This window comes from Sphingobium sp. FG58 (assembly GCF_057809055.1).
Window position 1 is genome coordinate 1 of record NZ_JBMDJF010000008.1, and the last position, 24,320, is coordinate 24,320.

Below are 24,320 nucleotides of genomic sequence, written 5' to 3' on the forward strand. Positions count from 1 at the left end.
AGACCGGAGCCGCCGCCCACATGTCCCTTCATCTGACTAACAATGTCAAAGAACCAACACCAAACTAAAAACCGGACAACCATCCCGCCCCGATACCTAAGTGCCGAGGGAATGGCGTCCAACCATAGTGGCGACCGTTCAAAGCGCTACCCGCTGGCAGCGCCCCGTCCGGTGAACAGCCCTCTAGGTAACACCACAGATTCGGTCAACAGGGAAAATGGCCTCAGAACGATTTTTTGTTGAGAATGTTCATTAAAATGACGCCAAAGCTCCTCAATCATCGGCGTTTGCACGCTCCGAAACGACAAATGGCGCAAGCGGCTTTTCAGTCCACTCGCGCCATTTTCACCGTCCAGCCATGACCGGAACCACGAATCAATCGATGCCTACAACGGCAGACCCACATAATTTTCCGCGATCGTCGTCTGCGCCGCCACGGATGAGGCGATATAGTCCAGATCAGCGACCTGCATCCGCCGGTCGAACGCATCGCTGTCGGGGAAGCGGTGCATCAACCGCGTCAACTGCCAAGAAAAGCGTTCCGCCTTCCACACGCGCGCCAGCGCCTTGATGGAATAGCCCGCCACCCCGTCAGCATCCCCGCGCCGGAAATAGCCGATCAGCGCCTGCGACAGATAATGAACGTCCGACGCGGCCAGGTTCAGCCCCTTCGCCCCTGTCGGCGGCACGATATGCGCGCTGTCGCCGGCCAGCATCAGCCGCCCGTGCCGCATCGGCTCGAACACGAAGGAACGCAGCGGCGCAATCGACTTTTCCAAAGCAGGGCCGCGCACCATCTGGGCCGCAGCCTCCGGTCCCAGCCGGATCGCCAGCTCGTCCCATAACCGGTCGTCGGACCAGTCCTCGACCTTCTCATCCAGCGCCACCTGCACATAATAGCGGCTGCGCGCTTCCGACCGCATCGACGCCAGCGCAAAACCGCGTTCGTGATTGGCGTAGATCAGCTCATGATTGCAGGGCGGCACGTCGGCCAATATACCAAGCCAGCCGAACGGATAGACTTTCTCATAGGCGGTTGCCACAGAAGCCGGGATCGCCTTGCGCGAGGGGCCATGGAAACCATCGCATCCGCATAGAAATTGCGCGTCGATCCGGTGGGTGGTGCCATCCTTGCTATAGGTCACATAGGGCGCATCGCTATCAACATCGTGCAGCGCGACGTCGCCAGCATCGTAAATAATCTCCAGCCCACGTTCGGGCGCCGCCTCCATCAGGTCGCGGGTGATTTCGGTCTGGCCATAGACCATCACCTGCTTGCCGGTCAGCGCCGCGACATCGATGCGGATCAGCCGCTCGCCGTCGGCCAGATGAAAGCCGTCATGCGGCAGGCCTTCAGCGTGCATCCGCGCCCCCAGCCCCAGCCGGTCCATCAGATCGGTCATCGTCCGCTCCAGCACACCCGCCCTGATGCGGCCCAGCACATAATCGGGCGCGGCGCGCTCGACGATGACCGTGTCGACCCCTTCGGCCCGCAGCAGATGCCCAAGCAACAGCCCGGCTGGCCCTGCGCCGATAATCGCAACCTGGGTTTTCATGATAAGCCTCTCCTGCCGAACCAGATTTGCACCGATCATGCCCATTTGCCGGTCGCCATCACAGAGGTGGAGCAACCATATAGTTGGACGATCCAGCAGTCTTGTCGCGCGAATGCAGAGCCAACTTGACCGACATGGTGGATTACCGCATGAATTAGCGCCAGAAGGAATAATGGACGATCCGACACGGACGCGAGAGGAGAGATATGACCGATCCCCTGCCCCGCCGCAGCCTGCTCAAGGCGATGCCGGGCCTCGCCCTGGCCGGTGCTGTCGCTCCCGCCATGGCCGCTCCCTCCGATGCGCTGGCGACCCCGCCGCTCACCCTTGCCATGCGGCTGCGCGTGCTGATCGGTCCGCCGCAGGAACTCGGCACCGTCGATGGGGTGCGCAAGCGGGTCATCCCCATTACCGGCGGCAGCGTGGACGGCCCGCGCCTGACCGGCAAAATCCTGCCCGGCGGCGCGGACTGGCAGTCCATCCGCCCGGACGGGACTGCGGACATTCTCGCCCGCTATTCGATAGAGGCCAGCGACGGCGCAATCGTCTCGATCGTCAATCCGGGCTATCGCTACGGCCCTGCCCCGGTGCTGGCGCGGATCGCGGCGGGCGAAGTGGTCGATCCCGCGCTCTATTATTTCCGCACCACACCGCGCTTCGAGGTGGCGAGCGATGGCCCGCACGCCTGGCTTGGCCGCACGGTCTTTCTCTGCACCGCTGCGCGCTATAGAGACCATGTGCGGCTCGATATTTTCGCGGTCGGCTGAAAACAAAAGGATTGAGGATGACGGGACCGGCAGCGGACATCCGGCAGCGACTGGATGAAGCGCCCATGGGGCGGCTTCAGATCATCGCGATCATATTGTGCGTCCTGCTCAATGCGCTGGACGGGTTCGATGTACTGGCGATCAGCTTCGCCTCGCCCGGCATCGCCAAGGAATGGGGCGTGGAGCGCGCCGCTCTGGGTCTGGTCCTGTCGATGGAATTGATCGGCATGGCGGTCGGCTCGGTCCTGCTCGGCAATGTCGCAGACCGGATCGGCCGCCGTCCCACCATCCTCTTTTGCCTCATCGTCATGGCGATCGGCATGGGCGCGGCGACGCAGGCCTGGGACGTTGTCTCGCTCTCGGTCATTCGCCTTGTCACCGGCCTTGGCATTGGCGGGATGCTTGCCTGCACCAATGCAATGGTCGCCGAACTGGCCAATGCCCGCGCCCGCAGCCTGGCCGTCGCGATCATGGCGGCGGGCTATCCGGCGGGCGCGATCCTCGGCGGGTCGGTCGCTTCCCATCTGCTGGTCGCGGGCAACTGGCGCGACATCTTCCTGCTGGGCGGCGTCGCCACCGCCCTGTTCCTGCCCTTCATCTGGTTCCTGCTGCCTGAATCGATCGGTTTCCTGCTGCAAAAGCGGCCCGACAAAGCGCTGGTGCGGGTCAATCATGCGCTAGGTCGCCTCGGCCAGCCCCCGATCGACGCCCTGCCGCCGGTTGACAGCACCGCGCTCAAGCCCTCCTTCGCCGCGCTATTCGCGCCGGGCCTGGCGCGCACCACCATATTGCTGACGCTTGGCTATTTCTGCCACATCATGACCTTCTATTTCATCCTGAAATGGGTGCCAAAGATCGTGGTGGACATGGGCTATGCCCCCTCGGCAGCGGGCGGCGTGCTGGTATGGGCCAATGTCGGCGGCCTGCTGGGCGCGCTGCTATTAAGCGCGCTCAGCTGGCGGATCGCGATCCGGCCGCTGGTTATCATCGCCATGGTCGCTTCGACCTGTCTGGTCACCTTATTCGGTCAGGAACAGACGACGCTGGCGGGCCTCAGCCTGATTGCCGCCGCGGCGGGCTTCTGCACCAATGGCGCGGTTGTCGGCCTTTATGCGCTGGTCGCGCAATCCTTCCCGACCGCCGTGCGCGCCGGTGGGACCGGGATCGTCATCGGCGTCGGACGTGGCGGCGCGGCGCTGGGACCGATATTGGCAGGCTTCCTCTTCAGCCTCGACGTCAGCCTGCCCTGGGTCGCCTTCGCCATGGCGCTCGGATCGTTGGTCGGTGCGGCGCTGCTGATCCCGCTGCGCGCCCGTCCCAGCTGACACCGCCCATGGCAACCGCTCCGGTCCCCAGCTTCTACCTCTATGGCGAACCGCAGCGCAGCGTTGCAGAGGGGTTTGTCCATGTCGAAAGCCTGGACGACCGCTCCCGCCCCAGCGAATGGACAATCAACCGCCATGTCCATCGCGACCTCAACCATATCATCCTGATCGCGCAGGGCGGCGGCGCGATGCAGGCGGAAGCCAGCGAATTCCGGTTCGAGGCGCCCTGCCTGCTGCTGGTCCCGGCCGGAATCGTCCACGGCTTCACCTGGCACCGCGAGTCCAGCGGCCATGTCACCACCATTGCCGCTGCCTATCTGCGCCACCTTGTCACCCGCGACGCCGATCTCGCCCCGCTCTTTGCCCATCCCCATGCCGTGATGCTGCCACAGGCGGAGGGCGATGCCGCCGAAGCCGCCATCGCGCGCATGGTGCAGGAGTTGGGCTGGTCCGGCCCCGGCCAGCGCGCCGCGGTCGAATCCGCGCTGCTGCACCTCATGGTATTGGCGCTGCGCCACGCCGCGCTTTCAAAGCAGGCGCAGCCCGGGACGCCGCGTCAGGCCGCGCTCGTCGCCCGGCTGCGCGAACGGATCGAGCAGCGCTTCCGCCAGCGCGAGCCAGTGTCGGACCATGCCCGCGCATTGGGCGTCAGCCTCACCGCCCTGCGTCAGGCCTGCGCCCGCGTTGCCAATACATCACCCGCCCAGATGCTCGACGACCGCGCCCTGCTGGAGGCGCGCCGCCTGCTCCTCTATTCGCAAATGTCGGTGGCGGACATCGCCTATGCCATCGGCTTTGAGGACCCGGCCTATTTCTCCCGCTTCTTCGCCCGCCATATCGGCCAGCCACCCCGTGTCTGGCGCGCCGCCAGAGATGGTTGAACCCGCGCCCGCCCGGCCCTATGCACAGGCAATGACCGTGGACAAGCTGACCGACCTGCTCGTGGCGAAATTGCTGCGCGACCATGGCAAGACCAAACATCATTGGCGCAAGCTGATCGGCCCGATCCGCCTCTACAGCCGCGCTACCCATCCCCATTGCAACTGGTCGGTGACGCCCACCGGCCCCTTTGCCGATGTTGCTCGGCTCGAAACCCTGCTGGACGATCTGCGTCTGGCGCACCCGTTCGTCACCGCCTGAGGCAAAAAGGCGCAGCGGATGTTTCCGCCGCGCCCTTCCGTGCGACCCCGAAGGGATCTCCATTACGCCAGCTGCTGCTCCAGCTCGCCCAGCACGCGATAGCAATCGAACACCTTGGCGACGCTCGAATTGGGTTCGCGACCTTCGCGGATCGCGCTGATGAATTCGCGGTCCTGCAATTCGATGCCGTTCATCGACACGGCCACCTTGCTGACGTCGATCGGCTCTTCCTTGCCGTTCACCAGATCGTCGTAGCGCGCAATATAGGTGCCGGTGTCGCCGATATAGCGGAAGAATGTGCCGAGCGGTCCGTCATTGTTGAACGACAGCGACAGGGTGCAGATCGCCCCGCTCTCGCTCTTCAGCTGGATCGACATGTCCATCGCAATGCCCAGTTCCGGGTGGATCGGCCCCTGCATCGCGTGCGCCGACACGATCTTGCCCGCCTGATAGGCGAACAGGTCGACCGTATGCGCCGCATGATGCCACAACAGATGGTCGGTCCAGGACCGCGCCTCACCCTTGGCATTGATATTCTTGCGGCGGAAGAAATAGGTCTGCACATCCATCTGCTGGATGTTCAGATCACCCGCCGTGATCAGATTATGGACATATTGATGGCTGGGGTTGAACCGCCGCGTATGCCCGACCATGCAGGTGAGGCCGGTTTCCTGTTGCTTGGCCAGCACCGCCTGCGCATCGGCCCAGCTGTCGGCCAGCGGAATTTCGACTTGGCAGTGCTTGCCAGCATTCATGCAGGCGATCGCCTGCTCCGCGTGCATTTGCGTCGGCGTACACAGGATCACTGCATCGACATCATCGCGCGCCAGCGTGTCCGCCAGCTCGGTGGTTGCATGGCCGATACCATATTTGTCGGCAATCGCCTGCGTCGCGTCCAGCCGCCGCCCAACCAGCGACGTCACGCTCACACCATCGATATTCTTCAGGCCATCCAGATGCTTTTCGCCAAAGGCGCCCGCACCAGCCAGGGCAATACGCATGGAAAACTACTCCATAATAAGCCCCTCCCTTTCAAGGGAGGGGGAAGGGGTGGGTGCGAGCGAAGCGAGCCTGCACCCATCTTGAAGGGGGTTTACTCCGCCGCGATAGCCGTCACCGTGTCACTACCGGTCATGTCCAGCCCTTCGCCATTATCCGGGCGCAGCACCATATGGCCGATCGCGGTGTTGGAGCAGGGCACATGATAATGACGGTGCAGCGCGCGGGTTTTCTTCCCCAACGCCCCGCGCATCACCAGCCACATGACCATTTCAATGCCTTCGCTGCCCGTCTCGCGCAGATATTCGATATGGGGAATCCGGCGCAGATGGTCGCTGTCACCGACCAGCCCGTCCAGGAACATATTGTCCCATTCCTTGTTGATCAGCCCCGCGCGCGGTCCCTGCAACTGGTGGCTCATGCCGCCCGTACCCCATATCTGCACGTTCAGATCTTCGGGGAAACTTGCTACTGCCTTGGCGATAGCCTCGCCCAGCGCCCAGCAGCGATTGCCCGACGGCGGCGGATAGGTAACGACATTGACCGCCAGCGGCACGACCTTGCATGGCCAGGCGTCGGGCTTGCCGAACATCATGGAGAGCGGCACGGTCAGACCATGGTCGACGTCCATCTCGTTGATGATGGTCATGTCGAATTCGTCCAGCACCAGACTTTGCGCGATATGCCAGGCCAGGTCAGGATGCCCCTCCACGTCCGGCACCGCACGCGGTCCCCAACCTTCATCCGCCGACTTGTAGCGCTCGCCACAACCGATCGCGAAGGTCGGGATGATCTTCATGTCAAAGGCGGACGCATGGTCGTTATAGACCAGAATGATGACGTCGGGCTTTTCCGCCTTCTCCCATTCCCGCGTCCAGTCATAGCCCGCGAAAATGGGGCCGAAATAATCGTCGCGATCCTTGTTGAAGTCCGACGCCACACCCAGCAGCGGCACATGGCTCGAGGCCACGCCAGCAGTTATCCGCGCCATATCAGCGATCCTCTTTCTTGGCCGCAGCGGCCGCTTCATTGGCCCTGATCGACCGCATACCTTCGGGCGATCGACCGCCAGCCATCATCATCGCGCGATATTCGGGAAATTCCATATCGGTCATCGTGCTGACCGCTTCGGCGAAGGGAAGGCCGTCGGTCGAAAACAGCTTCGCCAGGAAATAGACATTGCCGCCCAGATCCAGACAACGATTATAATCGCGCGCCAGCAGCGCCAGCTTCTGGTCCTCGGTCAGCGGCCACTCGTCCATATAGGCGCGTTCGTCCGCCTTGAACCTGGCGCGATTTTCGTCCTTCATCAGGCTCATCGCAAACTGGTTCATATGATAGCCCTGCCGCGCCCGCTTGGCGGTAAACACGCGGGTGCCGGGAATATCCTCCATCTCGGCCAGATATTCGTGAATATCCTGATGCTTGGGATCTTCTGTAATCATAGTCCCCTCTCCTTCAATTTCGCATCCAGCCGGGGAAAGACGCGACGGGCATTGCCCTCGAAAATGGCGGCGCGCTCGGCATCGCTAATATCCAGCGCATCGACATAGCGTTTGGTGTCATCGAAATATTGACCGGTGGTCGGATCGATCCCGCGCACCGCGCCGACCATTTCCGACCCGAACAGGATATTCTTATTATCGATCACATCGGCCAGCAGGTCGATGCCCGGCTGGTGATAGACGCAGGTGTCGAAATAGATGTTGTTCATCAAATGGGTCGACAGGTCGGGTTTTTTGAGCATGTCGGCCAGCCCCCGATAGCGCCCCCAATGATAAGGGACCGCGCCGCCGCCATGCGGAATGATGAAGCGCAGGGTCGGGAAATCTTTGAAAAGATCGCCTTCCAGCAGCTGCATGAACGCAATCGTGTCCGCCGCGATATAATAGCCGCCGGTCGCGTGCATCGCCGGGTTGCAGCTGCCCGACACATGGATCATCGCCGGGACGTCCAGCTCGACCATCTTCTCGTAAAAGGGATACCAGTAGCGATCGGTCAGCGGCGGATGGGTGAAATGCCCGCCGCCCGGATCGGGATTGAGATTGCAGCCAATAAAGCCCAGTTCGGTGACGCACCGCTCCAGCTCCGCAATGCTGTTGCGCATGTCGGCCTTGGGCGATTGTGGCAACATGCACACGCCGACGAAAGTTTCGGGGAACATCGCCACGACCCGCGCGATCAGGTCGTTGCAGCGGATCGCCCATTCCTTGGCCATCGCCTCATCGCCGACATGCGGGGCCATCGCCGATGCGCGCGGTGAAAAGATCGTCAGGTCCGCACCGCGCTCCTTGATGAGCCGCAACTGGTTCGCCTCGATCGTCTCGCGAATTTCCGCGTCGCTAATCTCAGGATAGGGCGGGCATGGCGTCCCTGCCTTGAATGCCGCCTTCTGCGCCTCGCGCCAGGCGTCATGCCCCTTGGGCAACACCGTATAATGGCCATGGCAATCAATAATCAGGCTCATCCGCGCTTATCTCCACAAACTTTCCGTCGTCCCCGCGCAGGCGGGAACCCATCTCCCAACGCTTCAGCGAGCGCCAAGGCCGGAGATGGATCCCCGCCTTCGCGGGGATGACGAAGTGAAGAATCGCAAACCACCCCAATCTTCGCCCCCAACCCCTCCGGCACCACCTTCATCCCGAGTGCGCCGATCGCCCGCTGCCGCTCGACCGTCCCGCGCGTCATCGCCGCGCCCGTGCCCAGCCCCTCCAGCGTCTTGACCACTTCCTCCATCTCGGCCGCGCGGCGCAGGCCATGCACCAGCATCCGGTCGAAATTATAGTCCGCCCGCTCGGCCCATGGCTTTGCCTTCTCGCTCGCATCGAGCGACGCCAGCACCTCCTCCAGCACATCGGCCGCATCCGCCGCCAACACACATTCGGCGGTCAGCGCCTCGATCCCCTTGACCATGACCGACCGGATCATCTTGATCGACGACGCCCGCCCGACGTTCGCACCCACGACACGAGTCTTGGCAAAGCCCAGCGCCCGCAACCGCGCTTCTGCAACCCCAGCCTTTTCGCCACTCAACAGCAACGGCACGTTCAACCGCGCCGGATCGACCGGGGCCATGACAGCGACATCGACATAATGCGCGCCCGCCGCCTCGATCACCTGCGCCGCGGCCTGCTTGGTCTGCGGCGCGACACTGTTCATGTCGCAAAAGATCGCCCGCGGCGCGATCAACGCTGCCGCAGCCTCCGCCACGACAAGCGCCTGATCCGCCGTCACCAGCGACAGGATCAACTCGACCCCGTCCAGCGCGTCTTCCATGAAGCGTGCGGGCAGCACACCCGCCTGCGCATAGGCGGCCAGCATCGCATCGCGCGTGGTCGCGCATTCCGTCTTGGCATCATAGACATGGGCGGCCACGGCCCAGTCCCCTGCCAATGCAAAGGTGGATCCCGCTTCGCCAAACCCGATGAGACCGACTTCCTGCTCCATGCGAATGGGATGCCGGATTGAAGCCGCAGTCGCCAATCATATCCGGGGCCTCACTATAAGATTTTACGAATTCATCTCGACGACGGCTTGCTCGATCGCCACCATGAACTGTTGTTGTAACCGTGTCGGTCGCCAATCCGCCCGACTGGTGAGGCCAATGGTGCGGCTGATATCACCCGGAGCCGGGCCAATATCCGCCAGCATCCCGCTGTCCAGTTCGACCCGCAACTGGTCGATCGAGAGTAAGGTCAGATAATCGCCACTCACCAGCAATTGCCGCACCGTCATCACCGATCCGCACTCGATCGGCACCGCAGGCAAGTCGCCCCCCAGCGCCGCGAACATCGCCCGCCACAATTGGCGCAGGGGCGTCCCTTCGGGCGGCAATATCCACGGAAACCGCCGCAGATCATCGCCATCCCAGCCCCGCTCCAGCGGATGGCCCGCCCGTGCAAAAATCGTCGGCCGGTCCTCGAACAGGGGCAACTGGACCAGATCCTGCCCGATCGTCGCATCGCGCAAGGCACCGACCATCATGTCGATCTCGCCATCGCGCAGCGGCCCCACCAGTTCGGCGTGCGATCCTTCCACCACCGATATGTCGACATGCGGAAAATCGCGGCGAAAGCGGGTGATCGCCAGCGGCAGCAGCCGCGCCCGGCTGAGCGGCATCGCCCCCACCAATATCCGCCCGCTCTCCTGGCCCCGCAGTTCGGCAATCTCCTCCAGCCCCTGCCGCAGTTCCGCCAGCGCCAGCCGCAATCGCCGCGCCAGCGCCACGCCCGCGCGCGTCAGCATCAACCCCCTGCCCCGCCGCTCGGCCAGCCGCACACCCAGCGCCAGCCCCAGATCGCCCACCGCCCGGTGCAGCGACGGCTCCGCTACCCCGATCAGCGCCGCCGCCGCCGCATAGCTGCCCGCCCGCGCCAGCGCGACAAAGGCGCGGATTTGCGCCGCCGTCACCCGGCTGCTGCCGATCAGCCGCAACGCGACCTCGACCCGCGGCTTGAACCCCAGCGCCACGTCGGTCGGTGCCATCCCGCCCGGTCGCCGCTCGAACAACGCCGCGCCCAGTTGCGCCTCCAGCTTGGCGATGCCCTGCGTCACCGCCGGCTGGGTCAAATTCACTGCCCGCGCCGCCAGGCTGACGCTGCCCTGATCGACCACCGCGACCAGCGCGGCCAAGTGCCGGATATTGAACTGATCAGCTTCCATTTTTGACAATTAGCAAAATTTTATGGCGTCGCGCCAGAACCGATTTGAGCATCGCGTTACATATGTCCATGTCACTGTCGGGTTTAGGTTAAGAGGAGCAGCGCCCATGTCCGGCATCGTCGTCCAGAATATCGAACGGGCGGACCTTTCCGTCATTGACGGCCTCGCCCAATGCGGCGTCGCCACCGTCCATGAAGCCCAGGGCCGCACCGGCCTCCTCGCCCCCCATATGCGCCCCATCTATCCCGGCGCCCGCATCGCTGGTAGCGCCGTCACCATCTCCGCCCCTCCCGGCGACAACTGGATGGTCCATGTCGCGATCGAGCAACTCAAGGAAGGTGACATCCTCGTCCTCGCCCCCACCAGTCCCTGCACCGACGGCTATTTCGGCGACCTCCTCGCCACCTCCGCCCAGGCCCGTGGCTGCCGCGGCCTCATCATCGACGCAGGCGTCCGCGATCTGCGCGACTTGAAGCAGATGAACTTCCCGGTCTGGTCGAAAGCGGTCCACGCCCAGGGCACGATCAAGGGGACGCTGGGGTCAGTCAACGTCCCCATCGTCTGCGCCAATGCGCTGGTCAATGCGGGCGACGTCGTCATCGCCGACGATGACGGCGTCTGCATCGTCCCCCGCGCCGACGCCGTGTCGGTGCTGGAAAAGGCCCAGGCCCGCGAAGCCGCCGAAGAAGCCAAGCGTGTCCGCCTCGCCGCAGGTGAACTCGGCCTCGACATCTACAATATGCGCCCGCGCCTCGCAGAAATGGGCCTCAAATATGTTTGATCGCGCCCGCGTCATGTGGATGCGCGGCGGCACGTCGAAGGGTGGCTATTTCCTGGCCGACGACTTGCCGACAGACACTGCCGCCCGCGACGCCTTCCTCCTGCGTGTCATGGGATCGCCCGACCCGCGCCAGATCGACGGCATGGGCGGTGCAGACCCGCTGACGAGCAAGGTCGCGCTGGTCAGGAAATCGCAGCGCGACGGCGTCGATATCGATTACCTCTTCCTGCAAGTGTTCGTGGATCAGGCGATCGTCAGCGACGCGCAGAATTGCGGCAATATCCTGTCGGGCATCGGTCCCTTCGCCATCGAGCGCGGCCTCGTTTCCGCGCAGCAGGACGAAACCCGCGTTGCCATCTTCATGGAAAATACCGGCCAGATCGCCATCGCCACCGTCCAGACCCCCGGCGGCATCGTGCGCTATGACGGCGACGCGAAGATTGACGGCGTCCCCGGCAGCGCCGCGCCGATCCCGCTGGAATTTCGCGACACCGCCGGCTCCTCCTGCGGGGCGCTGCTGCCAACCGGTAACGCCTTTGATGAAGTCGAAGGGGTCCGCGTAACCCTGATCGACAATGGGATGCCCTGCGTCGTGATGAAGGCCAGCGATGTCGGCGTCACCGGCTATGAGGACCGCGATACGCTGGACAAGGATAGCGCGCTCAAAGCCCGGATCGAAACCATCCGCCTTGCCGTCGGGGAACGGATGAATCTGGGCGATGTCACCGAAAAGTCCGTGCCGAAGATGATGCTGGTCGCCCCACCGCGCCATGGCGGCGCGGTCAGCGTGCGCAGCTTCATCCCGCACCGCGCCCATGCCTCCATCGGCGTGCTGGGCGCGGTCAGCGTCGCCACCGCCTGCCTGATCGAAGGCTCGCCAGCGGCCGAGGTCGCCAACATCCCCGACGGAAATCGCAAGACGTTGTCGGTCGAACATCCGACTGGCGAAACTACCTGCGTCATGGAATTGGACGACAGCGGCACCGTCACCAGCGCCGCCATGCTGCGCACCGCCCGCAAGCTGATGGATGGAGAGATTTTCGCATGAGTGTCAAGGAAACCGGGCGCATCATAAGCTGGCACGCCAACCCGTCCAAACCGCTCTACACCCCGCCCCCCGGCGCGATCGATGCGCATTGCCATGTGTTCGGGCCGATGGCCGACTTCCCCTTTAGCGCGAAGGCGAAATATCTGCCGGAAGATGCCGGGCCGGACATGCTGTTCGCCCTGCGCGACCATCTGGGCTTTGCCCGCAACATCATCGTCCAGGCAAGCTGCCATGGCACCGACAATGCGGCGACGCTGAACGCCATCGCCAAATCCAATGGCAAGGCACGCGGCGTCGCCGTGGTCGATCCGGCCATCTCTGACGCCGATCTCGCCGCCCTGCACGATGGCGGGATGCGTGGCATCCGCTTCAATTTCCTCAAGCGCCTGGTCGACGATGCGCCCAAGGACAAGTTTCTGGAGGTGGCCAAGCGCCTGCCCGCGGGCTGGCATGTCGTCATCTATTTCGAGGCGGATATTCTCGAAGAATTGCGCCCCTTCATGGACGCCATCCCCGTACCACTGGTCATCGACCATATGGGCCGCCCCGATGTGACCCAGGGACCGGACGGCGCGGACATGAAGGCATTTCGTGCCTTCCTCGACAGCCGGGACGACATCTGGTTCAAGGCAACCTGCCCCGACCGGCTGGACCCAAATGGCGACCCGTGGAACAGCTTTGCCGACACAGTCGCGCCACTGGTCGCCGACTATCAGGACCGGGTGTTATGGGGCACTGACTGGCCGCACCCTAATATGCAGGACGCCATCCCCGATGACGGCCATCTGGTCGACATGATCCCGCGCATCGCGCCCACCGCCGATTTGCAACGCAAGCTGCTGATCGACAACCCCATGCGTCTCTACTGGCCCGAAGAGGTTAGCGCCTGACGTGGGTCGGGGTCAGCCGGACAGGCCGACCCCGACATCCTTCCCGTCCCATGCCCGCCAGCGATCTGCCTCCGGCCGGGTCTCGACCCGGTCGGCCAGGTTGAAGATCATCACCTGCCCTTCGCTGCCCTCATAAGCAGGCCATGCGGCTTCGGGCCGACCATGGCGCACGAAATGCGCAATGTGCCGCACCATCCGCTGCCCCAGCGCCGCACGGCGTCCGGTCATCCGCCCGCCCCGCGCCAGCGCCGCGCGCAATCCCTGCATTGGCCACATAAGGGTCAGGTCTAGCCCATGGGTCGCCCCGGCAATCGGATGGGCATAATCGAACCGATAGAACCAGGTCGGGCTATGCGCGGCATGGCGGTCGGCAAAATGGCGGGTGGGCATGACGAAAGTCAGGTCGCTCGCCAGCGCGCGGCGCCCGGCCTTGGTCCGCGGATAGGTCGCCAATATCGCCTGCGCCCGATCCGCCCCCAATTGCCCGTGCAACAGCGTTTCCAGCGCGGGCCAACTGGTCGGTAATATGTCGCCGGGCATCAGTTCAAACAACCGCACCTCATCGCGCGTCGCACCCGCCAGCAACGGCACGGGTGCTGCCTGGGCGGCATGAACATCCTCCATCGTCCCCGGCACCAGATCATCGTCCAGCCAGGGCGAGGCTGGAATCGTGCCGGGATTGGCCGCGCCCACAGCCGCCTGCGCCTCGAACAACCGACGCAGATCCACCATCTGCAACGCCGCAAGGCTCCGGCCATCATCGCCCAGGAAGGTGCGATATTGCCGCGCGATCGCCACGCTTTTGGCCTGACTATGGATCATGCTGACCGCACCGCTCTGCATGATCGCTTGCTGGAATAGCCGCCGCGCGGCGTGAGCGTGGAGCAACAGCGACACCGACATCGACCCGGCTGACTGGCCGCCAATCGTCACGCAGCCGGGATCGCCGCCAAAGGCGGCAATATTCGTCTGCACCCAAGTCAGCGCCGCAATCTGGTCACGCAGACCAAGGTTGGAAGGAATGTCAGACGTTTCGAGCGCGGCCGCGAAGTTGACGAACCCCAGCACGCCGACACGATAGTTGATCGTTACGACGATGATCCGCCCCTCGCGCGCCAGCACTGAGCCTTCATAGCCATTGCCGCTGCCCGCGACGAAAGCGCCGCCATGGATCCACACATAGACGGGCAGACGTTCGCCCTCGCCCAGATCATCGGGCGCGTAGATGTTGAGCGTCAGGCATTGTTCGGAAAAATCGGGTTCCGCGAGACGCGCGCGTTTGGCGGCATTACCAAACATTTGCGGGCATTGCGGCCCCGCAATGCTTGCGTCTCGCACGTCGATCCAAGGGGCCGCTGGCACCGGCGCAGCGAACCGAGCAGCATCGGCATAGGGGATACCCAGCCAGCGCCGTGCGCCGCCACTGCCCATACCCCGAACCAAACCTGATTGCGTAGCGACGACCAACCCGTCCATAGCCCTTGCCTCCCCCGGCGGCTTCGCGCCGCTTGTCTCTCAGACCCTATCGCAGCGAAGCGGCCGACCCAACAGCGATTGTTGATCAGCCCGATCGCCGCCCCGATATCGCAGGAGAGGCAGGCATTGAACCGCGCGGCAAGTTCGCTCAGGCGATCACAGTCTGGCCTTGCTTGACAGTGGGAAGCCCCAAGTTGATCACCCGTTCAAACACAGGTCCGGTCCAGAGCGACCGAACGACAGGAAGGATTTGGCGATGACACGCTCTCTCAATGGCAAGGTAGCAATCGTGACGGGCGCCGGGTCGGGCATTGGCCGCGCTATCGCCATCCGGCTGGCAGAAGATACCGCGAAGATCGCGATCTGGGACATTAACGCCGAAGGGGCAGCCGAAACTGCCCGTCTGGTCGAGGCGGCGGGCGGCACCGCCATCGCCCTGACCGTCGATTGTTCGGACAAGGCTGCGATCCACGCGGCTGCCGAAGAAACCCGCTCCAAATTGGGGCCGGTCGCGATATTGGTAAACAATGCCGGGATCGCGCCCTTCACCCCTTTCATGGATATTGACGACGACTTGTTCGACAAGGTCATCCATATCAACCTGCGCGGCCCTTATCTGCTGACCAAGGAAGTGCTGCCCGACATGCTGGCTGCCGGGTGGGGCCGGGTGATCAACATTACCTCCTCCTCGGTCCAGTCCGGTTCCTTCGCACAGGGCCATTATGTCTCGTCCAAGGGTGGGCTGATGGGCATGACCAAGGCGCTGGCGCTGGAATTTGCCGCCAGCGGCGTGACGTTCAACATGGTGCCGCCTGGATTTGTCGATACGCCGATGCTGCGCGCCGCGCCGATCGATGTTGATGCCTTCGCCCAGACGCTTCCAATGAAGCGCATCGGCAAGCCGGAGGATATTGCCGCCGCCTGCGCCTATCTGGCATCGGAGGAAGCCAGCTACATCACCGGCCAGACGATCAGCACCAATGGCGGCCGCTATATGGGGTCGCATTGAGCTAGGGTCGAAAGGACGAAACCCATGCGGCTGGCGGGCAAGATCGCGATCATCACCGGCGCTGCTGGCGGTATGGGGGAGGCAGCCGCCTTGCTGTTCGCGCGGGAAGGCGCGAAGGTCGCTGCCGTCGATCTCGATGAGGTCAAGGTCGCGCCGGTGGTCGACGCCATCCGCGCGCAAGGGGGCGAGGCGATCGCCATCGGTGCCGATGTCAGCAAGACAGCCGACATCTTGCGCATCGTCGCCCGCACCGAGGCGGAACTGGGCCTGCCCACGATCCTGTTCAACAATGCGGGTGTCGATACGGAGAATAAGCAGTCGATCCTGACCATCGACGAGGCGGCGTTCGACAAATGCATCGACGTCAATCTGAAGGCCGTCTGGCTGATGATCAAACATGTCGCCCCGCGCATGATCGCGGCGGGCGGCGGCTCGATCGTCAACACGGCCTCCATTGCGGCGTCGATCGTCGCCGGAACGGCAGGCTATTGCGCGTCCAAGGCAGGTGCGGTCGCGATTACCAAGGTAGCAGCCGTCGAACTGGGCCGCCATAATATTCGCGTCAATGCGCTATGTCCCGGTGCCACCGAAACGCCGATGGCCAAGCATCAGCGACAGGAAATGGAGAAGGCTGGCCTACCGACCTCCAGCGTGCTGATGGACCGGATGGGTGTGCTGGGGCGCATGGCGCAGCCGGAGGAAATGGCGATGATGGCGCTGTTCCTGGCCAGCGACGAAGCCAGCTTCGCGACTGGCGGCGTGTTCAACAATGACGCAGGCTGGACGGCGATGAGCGGCATATCCGTGCAGGATTTCGCCCGGTGACCGTCCGGGAGGCCACACAGTCGTCCGTCCAGCGCTCTTGCGCAAGCGGCAACGACACCTATGGTCGTCCGATGGTCCAGAAACGTCGCATCGGGGCGGAAAGCTCCGAAACCCGCGCCCGCATTGTCGAAGCCGCCGAACAGGTGATCCGCGATGAAGGCTATGCCGCCGCCAGTTCACGGCGCGTTGCGCTGCGCGCCGAACTGCCGCCATCGCTGGTCCATTATTATTTCCCCACCACTGACGATCTGCTGCTGGCCGTATTCCGACGCGGCGCGGAACAGAGCGACACGATGATCGAGCAGGCACTGGCCAGTGACGATCCGGTCCGGGCGCTGTGGCGCTTTTTTTCCGACACCAGCCGCAATGCGCTGGCGATGGAATTTGTCGCGCTGGCCAATCATCGCAAGGCGATCCGTGCCGAAATCGCCCGCCACAGCGAAGCGATGCGCGCGCGGCAAACGGAATGTTTCGAACGCCTGCTGGGCGACCGGCTGGCGCAGCGCGGCGTCAGCGCAGCAGGCCTGAGCCTGCTGCTGGCGAGCGCGGGGCGTGCGCTGGTGATGGAAGGCGGACTGGGCGTCGAAGCCGGACACGCGGACGCGCGGCAGGCGGTTGAACAATGGCTGGACGATCTGCTGGCCTGAAAAATGAGACATGTTGACTTTTTGCGCGCGTAGTGCTGAACATGTGTTCAACGCACAGGCAAGACTGAGGAGAGTCGGACATGGCAACCACCGCGATCACGCGCTTTGCGCATGAAGAGATCAAGCCGAAGATCGGCAGCCGCATCCTGAACAGCAAGGAAGAGTTGCTGGCGGGCGATCTGGGTCCACAGATTCGCGAATTGCTGGAACAGCGCGGCGTGCTGGTGTTTCCCAAGATCGACTTTAACGACGATGAGCAGATCGCCTTCACCAAGACGCTGGGTACGTTCGCGCCGGAAATGCAGGACGGCACCAACCACAAGATCCACAAGATCACGCTGGACGTGAAGGAAAACCCGCAGAGCGCCGAATATCTCAAAGGCTCGCTCTATTGGCATATCGACGGCACCATGAACGACACGCCGATCCTGGCGTCGCTGCTGTCGTGCAAGGTCAAGGCGACTTGGGGCGGCAATACCGGTTTCTGCAACACCTATGCAGCCTATGACGCGCTGAGCGACGAGCAGAAGGCGGAATATGAAAAGCTGCGCGTGATCCATTCGGTCTGGGCGACCGTATTCTATTATGAGCCGGAACCCAGCCTGGCAAAGATCCAGGGGATGCAGCGGATCGGCGAGAATGAACTGCCGCTGGTTTGGAACCACAAGTCAGGCCGCAAATCACTGGTTCTGGGCTGCACCGCACACCGCGTGCTGGACGTCACGCCGATGAAGAGCGCGGAAATTCTCGTCGGCCTGCGCGAATGGGCGACGCAGGAAGAATTCAGCTACAGCCACGACTGGAGCGTTGGCGATCTGGTGATCTGGGACAATACCGGCACCATGCACCGCGCCGAGGCCTATGACCCGACCTGCAACCGCATGATGCACCGCACCAAGTTGCAGGGCGAAGAACCGTTTGAATAAGCGGCGGTAATTTGGACGACTTGGAAGCCCGCTGCCGGGAACGGCGGCGGGCTTCTCGTTTGTTCGCGTATCAGGGCAGATCGTCGCGGAAGCGATCCATCTGGTGCATCCGTTTGTGGAGGATCGTCACGATCCCGACCGCGCCGTCTGGCAAGATCCGCCAGTAGATATAATGATGCTCGAACCGGCAATAATAGCCGTCCACACCAAATTCCGCCGGGATCGCGCGCCACATGACGCCCCGCGCCGCGATCGCTTCAAACTGGCCGAACAATGCGCGGATATATTGTTCAGCCTGCGCTTCGCCCCAGGTGTCGCGAGTGTAGATATAGATTTCGTCCAGCCGACGACCCGCCGCTTCCTGTACCCGGAATGTGGCCACCGGTTTCAGGGACGACGGTTGTGGGCGATGACCGTTTCGACATCCAACGTCTGATAGCTTGAATCCGGTGCGGCAAAGGCGCGCGTCAGTTCGGCTTTCAAGCGGGCAAAGTGATCGGCTTCCACCCGCTCCTTGTCACGGCGGATCAGGTCGCGGACATATTCGCTGACATTGTCATAGGCTCCAGCGTCACTGACATTGGCGGCTACGAAGTCGCTGAGTGCGCCGCTTACCCGCACGTTGAGAGTCATCGGTTTGGACATGGCGCTTTCTCCCTGTCCTCAATATAATGAATATCGAGGACGGGACAAGCAGGTCAATAGATCGGTCGGGGTGCGCCCGTCCCCATGTAACGCGCCAGATTCTGGTGGAGGCCGGCGACCGATCGTTCCATATAAGGGTTGGGCTGGGTGCCGCGGAAGCCAATATTTTTCATGCCCTGCTGGACAGCCGCCATGTTGGTGAAATCCTGTTGCAGGACCGGGGGCCAGGCTTCGGGCGGGGTATATTCCCACTCGGTCGCGGGCGCTTGGCCTTCCGGGAAGAGTTCGTAGACCGCAGCCTCAAAAATGCATTTGTCGGGGTCGCCCTGATAGGGGCGGGCGGAATAGCAGAGCATGTTGTTGACGGCATGCCCGATCTGGAAATTGGGGAAGATCTGCCAGGCAGTGCCGCTCCTGGCGGTATGGGCAGGCTCTACGGCCGGCCAGATGACGCCCCGCCTTTCGTCATCAGCGCGGGCGGAGGCAAGCCAGTGTTGCAGCACCTGCGGCGCGGGCGTGCCTTCGGGCAGTTCGTCCTTCAGGCGGGTGGCGGCGTTCACCAGCGTCATCGTCGTATTGGTGTTGGCATTTTCCCAAGTGAAAAGCTGCATTTCTGCTGTCGACAGGCGCGGGTCCTCGCCCGACCCGATACGCAGCTTGGCCTGATTTTCGTCCATATTTTTGGGCGCGTCATAGCCGATATTGCTGTGCAGGCCGTGCTGGCGTGACCAGCCGCGAAATTCGCCAAATGCGTTGAATTCGGGGTGGGTGGTCTGGACATGATAGGTTTCGCTGAAGGCTTCCAACGCCACCTTCCAGTTGCAGTCGAAGATGATCCATTTGCGCCAGCGATAGCGCATATTCTGGAGGCCGAACGGGTCAAGCATCTCCGGCACGACGCCCAGATAGTCGGTAAGCGATTTCGCATCGGGATTGAGCGTGATCCAAGCCCAGCCGCCCCATGTATCGACCTGCACCTTGCCCAGCGCCGTGCGCTCCGCCGTCAGCTTGCCCTGCCAATCGTCCTGATGGTTGACGAAGCTGCATTGTCCCTGTCTGTCGAAGGTCCAGCCGTGGAAGCCGCAGATGATGCTCGTCCGGTTGCCACGCGCATTGCGGGCGCCGGGCGGCGTGTCGATCAGGCGGCGGCCGCGATGGGGACAGACATTGTGGAAGGCGCGCAGCTCGTCCGGGCCGGTACGCATGACGATGACCGAGTCTTCGAGAATATCGTAGGTGACAAAGTCGCCGACATTGGGGATGTCCTCCAGCCGGGCGGCCTGTAGCCAGACCTTGCGCCAGAGGTGGTCCTGCTCGGCGCGAGCATAGTCGCGCGACACATAGGCTTCGACCGGGACGGTGACCGGCTTGGTGAGATCTGTCATAACATCCTCGCTTGTCATCTATCGGCCCTGCCAGTTGGGGGGGCGTTTTTCGGCGAAGGCGCGTGGGCCTTCCTGCGCGTCCTGGCTCATATATGTATATTCGGAAGCCGCCCGGGCGGCCTGGAGCGCGGCGGCGCGGCCCATTTCGGTGGCGAGCATCACGGTGTCGCGCCCGGCCTTCACCGACAAGGGCGCACCGTCGAGTATCTCTGCCGCGAGTGCCAGCGCCGTGTCGAGCAATGCGTCGGGTTCGGCAAGACGGTTGACCAGGCCGATCTCATAAGCGCGTTGGGCAGTGATCGGCTTGCCGGTCAGGATGATCTCCATCATGATCCGCTGCGGGATCATGTGAATGAGCGGCGCAGCCCAGGGCGAGGCGCGGCCGACCTTGACCTCGGTAATGGCAAAACGCGCGCTCGTGCTGGCGACGCAGAGGTCGCAGGCTTGGGCAATCATCCAGCCACCGGCAAAGGCTACCCCATTGACGGCGGCGATGGTCGGCTTGCTCAGTTCGATGCTGTCATAGGGCAAGGGGAACATGGCGCGCGGCGGGACGGTCATGCCGGTTTCGACCATTTCCTTCAGATCGCCGCCCGCGCAGAAAGCCTTGTCGCCCGATCCGGTCAGGATTGCGACGCGCAGTCCGGGGGCGGCTTCGAACCGCGCCCAGGCATCGCGCAGCCCGTCGCGAACTTCGCGGCTGAGGCAGTTGCGCTGGTCGGGGCGGTTGATCGTCAGGATGGCGATGCCATCGGCGCGGGCGTCGAAGAGGACGGCGTCGGTCATGATCAAAATCCCCTTTGCGCAATGACATGGGCAGCCCGGTCCAGTTCCTTGCGGAAGTCGGGATGGGCGATGGCGATCAGACGGCGGGTGCGTTCGGCGAGGCTCTGCCCCTTGAGTTCGGCCGCGCCATATTCGGTAACGATGACGTCCACATCGGTGCGGGCCGTGGTGACCGGGCCGGAGAGTTGGCCAACAATCTTGCTGAGCGTGCCGCCCTTGGCCGAGGCAGATAGCGCAATGATCGAGCGGCCGCCGGGCGACCTTGCCCCGGCGCGGACGAAATCGACCTGGCCACCGGTTCCGCCCAGATAGGCTGCGCCCGATTGTTCGGCATTGACCTGTCCGGTGAGGTCCACCTCCAGCGCGCTGTTGATGGTGACGAGGCGCGAGAGGCGGCCCAGCACCGCCGCGTCATGGGTGTAGCTGGTCGCGCACATGCGGATTGTGGGGTTGCGATGCGCCCAGTCGTAGAGACGCTTGGTGCCGATCAACGCGCCGTTGATCGAGACACCGCGATCGACTTCCTTGCGGGCGTTGGTGATGACGCCTGCCTCGACCAGATCGACCAGGCCATCGCCCAACATGCCGGAATGAACGCCCAGATCCCTGCGGTCATGGAGCAAGCGCAGGATGGCGTCGGGGACGGCCCCTACCCCGGTCTGGATGACAGCGCCGTCGCCGATATAAGCGGCGCAATGGCGGGCGATGGCTTCGTCGGTCGGGCCGATGGCAGCGGGGGCGACTTCGACCGGGGGGCGGTTGACGGGAATCGCGACGTCGATCGCGGAGGCCGGGATGGTTTCGCCCGGTGTGAAGGGGACCGCTTCGTTGATTTCGGCGATGACGACCCGCGCCTTGTCCACGGCGGCGCGGACATAATCGCTGATCAGGCCGCAGCTATGATTGCCATGTTCGTCGGCGGGACTGACCTGAATCATCGCGACGTCGCAGGGGATGATCCCGGCGGTGATGAGCGGGCCGACCTGGCTGACATGGACGGGGATGACCTGGAGCTTGCCTGCCTTGGTCATCGACCGCAACGCACCGATCGCGCCCATGCTGGAGAGGGCGAAGCTCTCAGCGGTGGCGGGGGTGAAGAGGCCGGAGAAGCTGGTGGCGATGAAGGCGGACAGGCCGGGAATTTCCCGGCCCTGTTCGATCAGCGCCTCCACCAATGTGGTGGGTTCGCCGCAGGCCTGGCCCAGGACGATATGGTCGCCGGGCCTTAACCCGACACCAAGCTGGACATATGTGGTCATGTTGCACCGGCCTGTTTGAGCAGTTGTTCAGCACGGCTGAGATAGGGGCGATCGAGCATCCCGCCCTTGTAGCCAATCGCGCCAACGCCGGGATTTTTGGCAAATATATCAACAATTTCCTGCGCCTGGGCGATTTCCTCGGCGGTAGGGGTGAAGGCGGCGTTGATGACGTCGACCTGCGCCGGATGGATCGCCAACATGCCGCGATAGCCGTCGCGACGGACCTTTTCGGCGCGGGCCTTGAGACCATCGAGATCGCGGAAATCGCCCTGGATCGTTTCGATCGCGGTCACGCCTGCGGTGGCAGCGCCGAGCAGGCACATGGAGCGCGCGAGTTCATAGGTGAAGCCATAGCTGCCGTCGGGATTGCGGTTGTCGCTGGCACCGATCGAGTCAGCCAGATCCTCCGCGCCCCAGGTCAAAGCGACGACGCGCGGCGCGTCCTTGTAGCTGCCGGTGTGGAACATGGCTTCGGCGGTTTCGGTAACCAGCACGATCAGCGGAGTGGAGCCTTCATCGATGCCGTTGGCGACTTCGAGTGCGGAGAGATAATGGTCGAGCCGATCGACATCCTGCCGGCCATAGACTTTGGGCAGCATGATGCCGCCGGGCCGGGCGGGCATGATCGCAGCAAGATCGAGCAGGGTATAAGGGCCATCGAGCGGATTGACCCGCACCCACAGCCGTTCGCGGCCTTGCGTGCGGCTGGCGAGAAAATCGTGAACGAGTTTGCGCGCGAGCGGCTTATTTTCGGTCGCGACGGCATCTTCCAGATCGAAGAGTGCGATGTCGGCGGCGCTGTCGGCTGCCTTGGCCATCTTCTTGTCGCTGTCGCCGGGCGCGAACAGCCATGAGCGCATCTTGATCGAGAGGTTGGGGGGGGTGGACATGATCTTCTCTCCGGTCAGTAGGATTTGGGCAAGTCCAACACTTTTTCGGCGAGAAAGTTAAGTATCATATGCGGGCTGACCGGCGCGGTGCGCGGAATCAGCACTTCGCGCAGCAGCCGTTCGACATGATATTCCTGCGCATAGCCCATGCCGCCCAGCGTCAGCATGGCGGTATGGCACGCTTCGAACGCGAATTCGGCGGCGAGATATTTGCCCGCGTTCGCCTCGATGCCGCAATCCTCACCCTTGTCGAATTTGGTCGCGGCCTGCATCACCATCAGGTTGGCGGCCTCCAACTGCGCCCAGCATTTGGCGAGCGGGTGCTGGATACCCTGATTCATGCCGATCGGCCGGTCGAACACGATGCGTTCGCGGGCATAGCGTGCTGCGCGCTGGATCGCGTTGCGACCGATGCCGATCGCTTCGGCCCCCAGCAATATGCGTTCGGGGTTCAGCCCTTTGAGGATGATGCGAAAGCCCTGTCCCTCTTCGCCAATGCGGTCCTCTTGCGGGATGAAAAGATCATTGATGAACAGCATGTTGGAGCCGACGGCGTGGCGGCCCATTTTCGGGATCAGCCGATGCTCGATCTTCGTGCGGTCAAGTTTGGTGAAGAAGAGCGAAAGACCATGGGTCTTGTTCTCCACCTCGTCGATCGGCGTGGTGCGGGCGAGCAGCATCATCCGGTCTGCGACATGGGCGTTGGTGATCCAGATCTTCTCCCCATTGACGCGGTAGCCGCCCACCTCCCGCACGGCGCGGGTCTTGAGCTTGGTCGTGTCGAGACCGGTATTGGGTTCGGTGACGGCAAAGCACATCTTTTCTTCGCCCGACAGGATCGGCGGGATCATCCGCTGCTTCTGTTCCTCCGTCCCGAACAGGTCGATCGGCTCCAGGCTGAATACCGGGCCGTGGATGGTGGACGCGGCGGTCATGCCGCCGCCCGCTTCGGCCACCGCCTGCATCATGATCGCCGCTTCGGTGATGCCAAGGCCAGCGCCGCCGACCGATTCCGGCATGGCGACGCCCAGCCAGCCCGCCTGCGCCATCGCGCGGTAGAAATCGACGGGGAATTGGGCGTCATGATCGCGTGCCAGCCAATAATCGTCGCTAAACGTGCTGCATTGGGCCAGCACGGCGTCGCGAATATTCTGCTGGTCGTCGGTAAAGGCAAAATCCACGTTTCTGGCCCTGCTTGCCGCGCCGTTGCGGCGCCTGTTTTCCTATGTTCGGGCTATCAGTGGCAGGCCGGACGCACAATCGAACAGCTGTTCAACATTTTACATATCGGTGGGGCGAAGTGG

General features: G+C 63.2%; 26 protein-coding genes. 11 read left to right on the plus strand and 15 right to left on the minus strand.

All coding sequences use genetic code 11. From position 1 onward, the window contains the following. Positions 1-386: 386 nt before the first annotated feature. Positions 387-1,556, minus strand: coding sequence for a 4-hydroxybenzoate 3-monooxygenase (pobA, locus tag ACODR8_RS11470; RefSeq protein ID WP_489007352.1), 1,170 nt, complete (start codon positions 1,554-1,556; stop codon positions 387-389). Positions 1,557-1,762: 206 nt separating this feature from the next. Here pobA and ACODR8_RS11475 point away from each other — a divergent pair, with 206 nt between their 5' ends. From ACODR8_RS11475 to ACODR8_RS11490, 4 genes are read left to right on the plus strand one after another with little or no spacing between them, the layout of a single operon-like run. Then, complete coding sequence (locus ACODR8_RS11475) at positions 1,763-2,323, plus strand: DUF3237 domain-containing protein (RefSeq protein ID WP_489007353.1); 561 nt, start codon at positions 1,763-1,765, stop codon at positions 2,321-2,323. 17 nt (positions 2,324-2,340) lie between these two features. Beyond that, on the plus strand, positions 2,341-3,648 hold the full coding sequence (locus ACODR8_RS11480; RefSeq protein ID WP_489007354.1) for an MFS transporter: 1,308 nt from the start codon (positions 2,341-2,343) through the stop codon (positions 3,646-3,648). An 8-nt stretch (positions 3,649-3,656) separates the two neighbouring features. Next, positions 3,657-4,529 (plus strand): helix-turn-helix domain-containing protein, encoded by an 873-nt coding sequence (locus ACODR8_RS11485; protein ID WP_489007355.1) that lies wholly within the window; start codon positions 3,657-3,659, stop codon positions 4,527-4,529. A gap of 31 nt (positions 4,530-4,560) precedes the next feature. Then, a complete protein-coding gene (locus tag ACODR8_RS11490; RefSeq protein WP_294134479.1) occupies positions 4,561-4,788 on the plus strand; it encodes a hypothetical protein in 228 nt (75 codons plus the stop codon). A 62-nt stretch (positions 4,789-4,850) separates the two neighbouring features. On the opposite strand, the gene ACODR8_RS11495 is transcribed toward ACODR8_RS11490, so the two are convergent. From ACODR8_RS11495 to ACODR8_RS11520, 6 genes are all read right to left on the minus strand, one after another. After that, positions 4,851-5,789, minus strand: coding sequence for a Gfo/Idh/MocA family oxidoreductase (locus ACODR8_RS11495; RefSeq protein WP_489007356.1), 939 nt, complete (start codon positions 5,787-5,789; stop codon positions 4,851-4,853). A 92-nt stretch (positions 5,790-5,881) separates the two neighbouring features. After that, complete coding sequence (locus ACODR8_RS11500) at positions 5,882-6,778, minus strand: class III extradiol dioxygenase subunit beta (RefSeq protein ID WP_489007357.1); 897 nt, start codon at positions 6,776-6,778, stop codon at positions 5,882-5,884. Between the two features lies 1 nt (position 6,779). Then, positions 6,780-7,232 (minus strand): protocatechuate 4,5-dioxygenase subunit alpha, encoded by a 453-nt coding sequence (ligA, locus tag ACODR8_RS11505; protein ID WP_489007358.1) that lies wholly within the window; start codon positions 7,230-7,232, stop codon positions 6,780-6,782. Continuing rightward, positions 7,229-8,254 carry an amidohydrolase family protein gene (locus ACODR8_RS11510; protein ID WP_489007359.1) on the minus strand — a complete coding sequence of 342 codons (1,026 nt, stop codon included), beginning with the start codon at positions 8,252-8,254 and terminating at the stop codon, positions 7,229-7,231. Before ACODR8_RS11510 ends, ligA begins: the two co-directional genes overlap by 4 nt. Then, positions 8,251-9,234, minus strand: coding sequence for a DUF1932 domain-containing protein (locus ACODR8_RS11515; protein ID WP_489007360.1), 984 nt, complete (start codon positions 9,232-9,234; stop codon positions 8,251-8,253). Before ACODR8_RS11515 ends, ACODR8_RS11510 begins: the two co-directional genes overlap by 4 nt. 63 nt (positions 9,235-9,297) lie before the next feature. Next, entirely contained in the window at positions 9,298-10,449 is a 1,152-nt protein-coding gene (locus ACODR8_RS11520; RefSeq protein ID WP_489007361.1) for a LysR family transcriptional regulator, read from the minus strand. Positions 10,450-10,555: 106 nt separating this feature from the next. Between ACODR8_RS11520 and ligK the strand changes: the two genes are divergently transcribed. The 3 genes from ligK to ACODR8_RS11535 are packed head-to-tail and all read left to right on the plus strand — an operon-like array spanning position 10,556 to position 13,168. Further along, positions 10,556-11,230 (plus strand): 4-carboxy-4-hydroxy-2-oxoadipate aldolase/oxaloacetate decarboxylase, encoded by a 675-nt coding sequence (gene ligK, locus ACODR8_RS11525; protein WP_489007362.1) that lies wholly within the window; start codon positions 10,556-10,558, stop codon positions 11,228-11,230. After that, positions 11,223-12,278 (plus strand): 4-oxalomesaconate tautomerase, encoded by a 1,056-nt coding sequence (locus ACODR8_RS11530; RefSeq protein ID WP_489007363.1) that lies wholly within the window; start codon positions 11,223-11,225, stop codon positions 12,276-12,278. The genes ligK and ACODR8_RS11530 overlap by 8 nt, the downstream gene beginning before the upstream one ends. Next, on the plus strand, positions 12,275-13,168 hold the full coding sequence (locus ACODR8_RS11535) for an amidohydrolase family protein (RefSeq protein ID WP_489007364.1): 894 nt from the start codon (positions 12,275-12,277) through the stop codon (positions 13,166-13,168). The genes ACODR8_RS11530 and ACODR8_RS11535 overlap by 4 nt, the downstream gene beginning before the upstream one ends. Positions 13,169-13,180: 12 nt before the next feature. Here ACODR8_RS11535 and ACODR8_RS11540 read toward each other — a convergent pair whose 3' ends face one another. After that, positions 13,181-14,644 carry a carboxylesterase/lipase family protein gene (locus tag ACODR8_RS11540; RefSeq protein WP_489007365.1) on the minus strand — a complete coding sequence of 488 codons (1,464 nt, stop codon included), beginning with the start codon at positions 14,642-14,644 and terminating at the stop codon, positions 13,181-13,183. Between the two features lie 256 nt (positions 14,645-14,900). On the opposite strand from ACODR8_RS11540, the gene ACODR8_RS11545 reads away from it, so the two are divergent. The 4 genes from ACODR8_RS11545 to ACODR8_RS11560 all read left to right on the plus strand — a co-directional run bounded on the left by ACODR8_RS11545 (position 14,901) and on the right by ACODR8_RS11560 (position 18,051). Next, entirely contained in the window at positions 14,901-15,653 is a 753-nt protein-coding gene (locus ACODR8_RS11545; protein ID WP_489007366.1) for an SDR family NAD(P)-dependent oxidoreductase, read from the plus strand. Between the two features lie 24 nt (positions 15,654-15,677). Then, positions 15,678-16,478, plus strand: a complete 801-nt coding sequence (locus ACODR8_RS11550) for an SDR family NAD(P)-dependent oxidoreductase (RefSeq protein WP_489007367.1) — start codon at positions 15,678-15,680, stop codon at positions 16,476-16,478. A 71-nt stretch (positions 16,479-16,549) separates the two neighbouring features. Then, positions 16,550-17,125 carry a TetR/AcrR family transcriptional regulator gene (locus ACODR8_RS11555; protein WP_489007368.1) on the plus strand — a complete coding sequence of 192 codons (576 nt, stop codon included), beginning with the start codon at positions 16,550-16,552 and terminating at the stop codon, positions 17,123-17,125. An 80-nt stretch (positions 17,126-17,205) separates the two neighbouring features. Then, on the plus strand, positions 17,206-18,051 hold the full coding sequence (locus tag ACODR8_RS11560; RefSeq protein ID WP_489007369.1) for a TauD/TfdA dioxygenase family protein: 846 nt from the start codon (positions 17,206-17,208) through the stop codon (positions 18,049-18,051). A 70-nt stretch (positions 18,052-18,121) separates the two neighbouring features. Here ACODR8_RS11560 and ACODR8_RS11565 read toward each other — a convergent pair whose 3' ends face one another. Genes ACODR8_RS11565 through ACODR8_RS11595 form a run of 7 tightly spaced genes read right to left on the minus strand, consistent with a single transcriptional unit; the run spans position 18,122 to position 24,197 of the window. Continuing rightward, on the minus strand, positions 18,122-18,433 hold the full coding sequence (locus tag ACODR8_RS11565) for a type II toxin-antitoxin system RelE/ParE family toxin (protein WP_489007370.1): 312 nt from the start codon (positions 18,431-18,433) through the stop codon (positions 18,122-18,124). Between the two features lie 5 nt (positions 18,434-18,438). After that, the gene (locus ACODR8_RS11570; protein WP_489007371.1) at positions 18,439-18,696 is read right to left on the minus strand and encodes a ribbon-helix-helix domain-containing protein; all 258 of its coding nucleotides are present in this window, start codon (positions 18,694-18,696) and stop codon (positions 18,439-18,441) included. 53 nt (positions 18,697-18,749) lie between these two features. Then, positions 18,750-20,081, minus strand: coding sequence for an aromatic ring-hydroxylating oxygenase subunit alpha (locus ACODR8_RS11575; RefSeq protein ID WP_489007372.1), 1,332 nt, complete (start codon positions 20,079-20,081; stop codon positions 18,750-18,752). An 18-nt stretch (positions 20,082-20,099) separates the two neighbouring features. Beyond that, a complete protein-coding gene (locus tag ACODR8_RS11580) occupies positions 20,100-20,867 on the minus strand; it encodes an enoyl-CoA hydratase/isomerase family protein (protein WP_489007373.1) in 768 nt (255 codons plus the stop codon). Between the two features lie 2 nt (positions 20,868-20,869). After that, entirely contained in the window at positions 20,870-22,126 is a 1,257-nt protein-coding gene (locus ACODR8_RS11585) for an acetyl-CoA hydrolase/transferase family protein (protein WP_489007374.1), read from the minus strand. Beyond that, positions 22,123-23,016: an HpcH/HpaI aldolase/citrate lyase family protein gene (locus ACODR8_RS11590; RefSeq protein WP_489007375.1), complete on the minus strand. Its 894-nt coding sequence runs from the start codon at positions 23,014-23,016 to the stop codon at positions 22,123-22,125. The genes ACODR8_RS11585 and ACODR8_RS11590 overlap by 4 nt, the downstream gene beginning before the upstream one ends. A 14-nt stretch (positions 23,017-23,030) precedes the next feature. Next, positions 23,031-24,197, minus strand: coding sequence for an acyl-CoA dehydrogenase family protein (locus ACODR8_RS11595; RefSeq protein WP_489007376.1), 1,167 nt, complete (start codon positions 24,195-24,197; stop codon positions 23,031-23,033). Between the last annotated feature and the right edge of the window lie 123 nt (positions 24,198-24,320).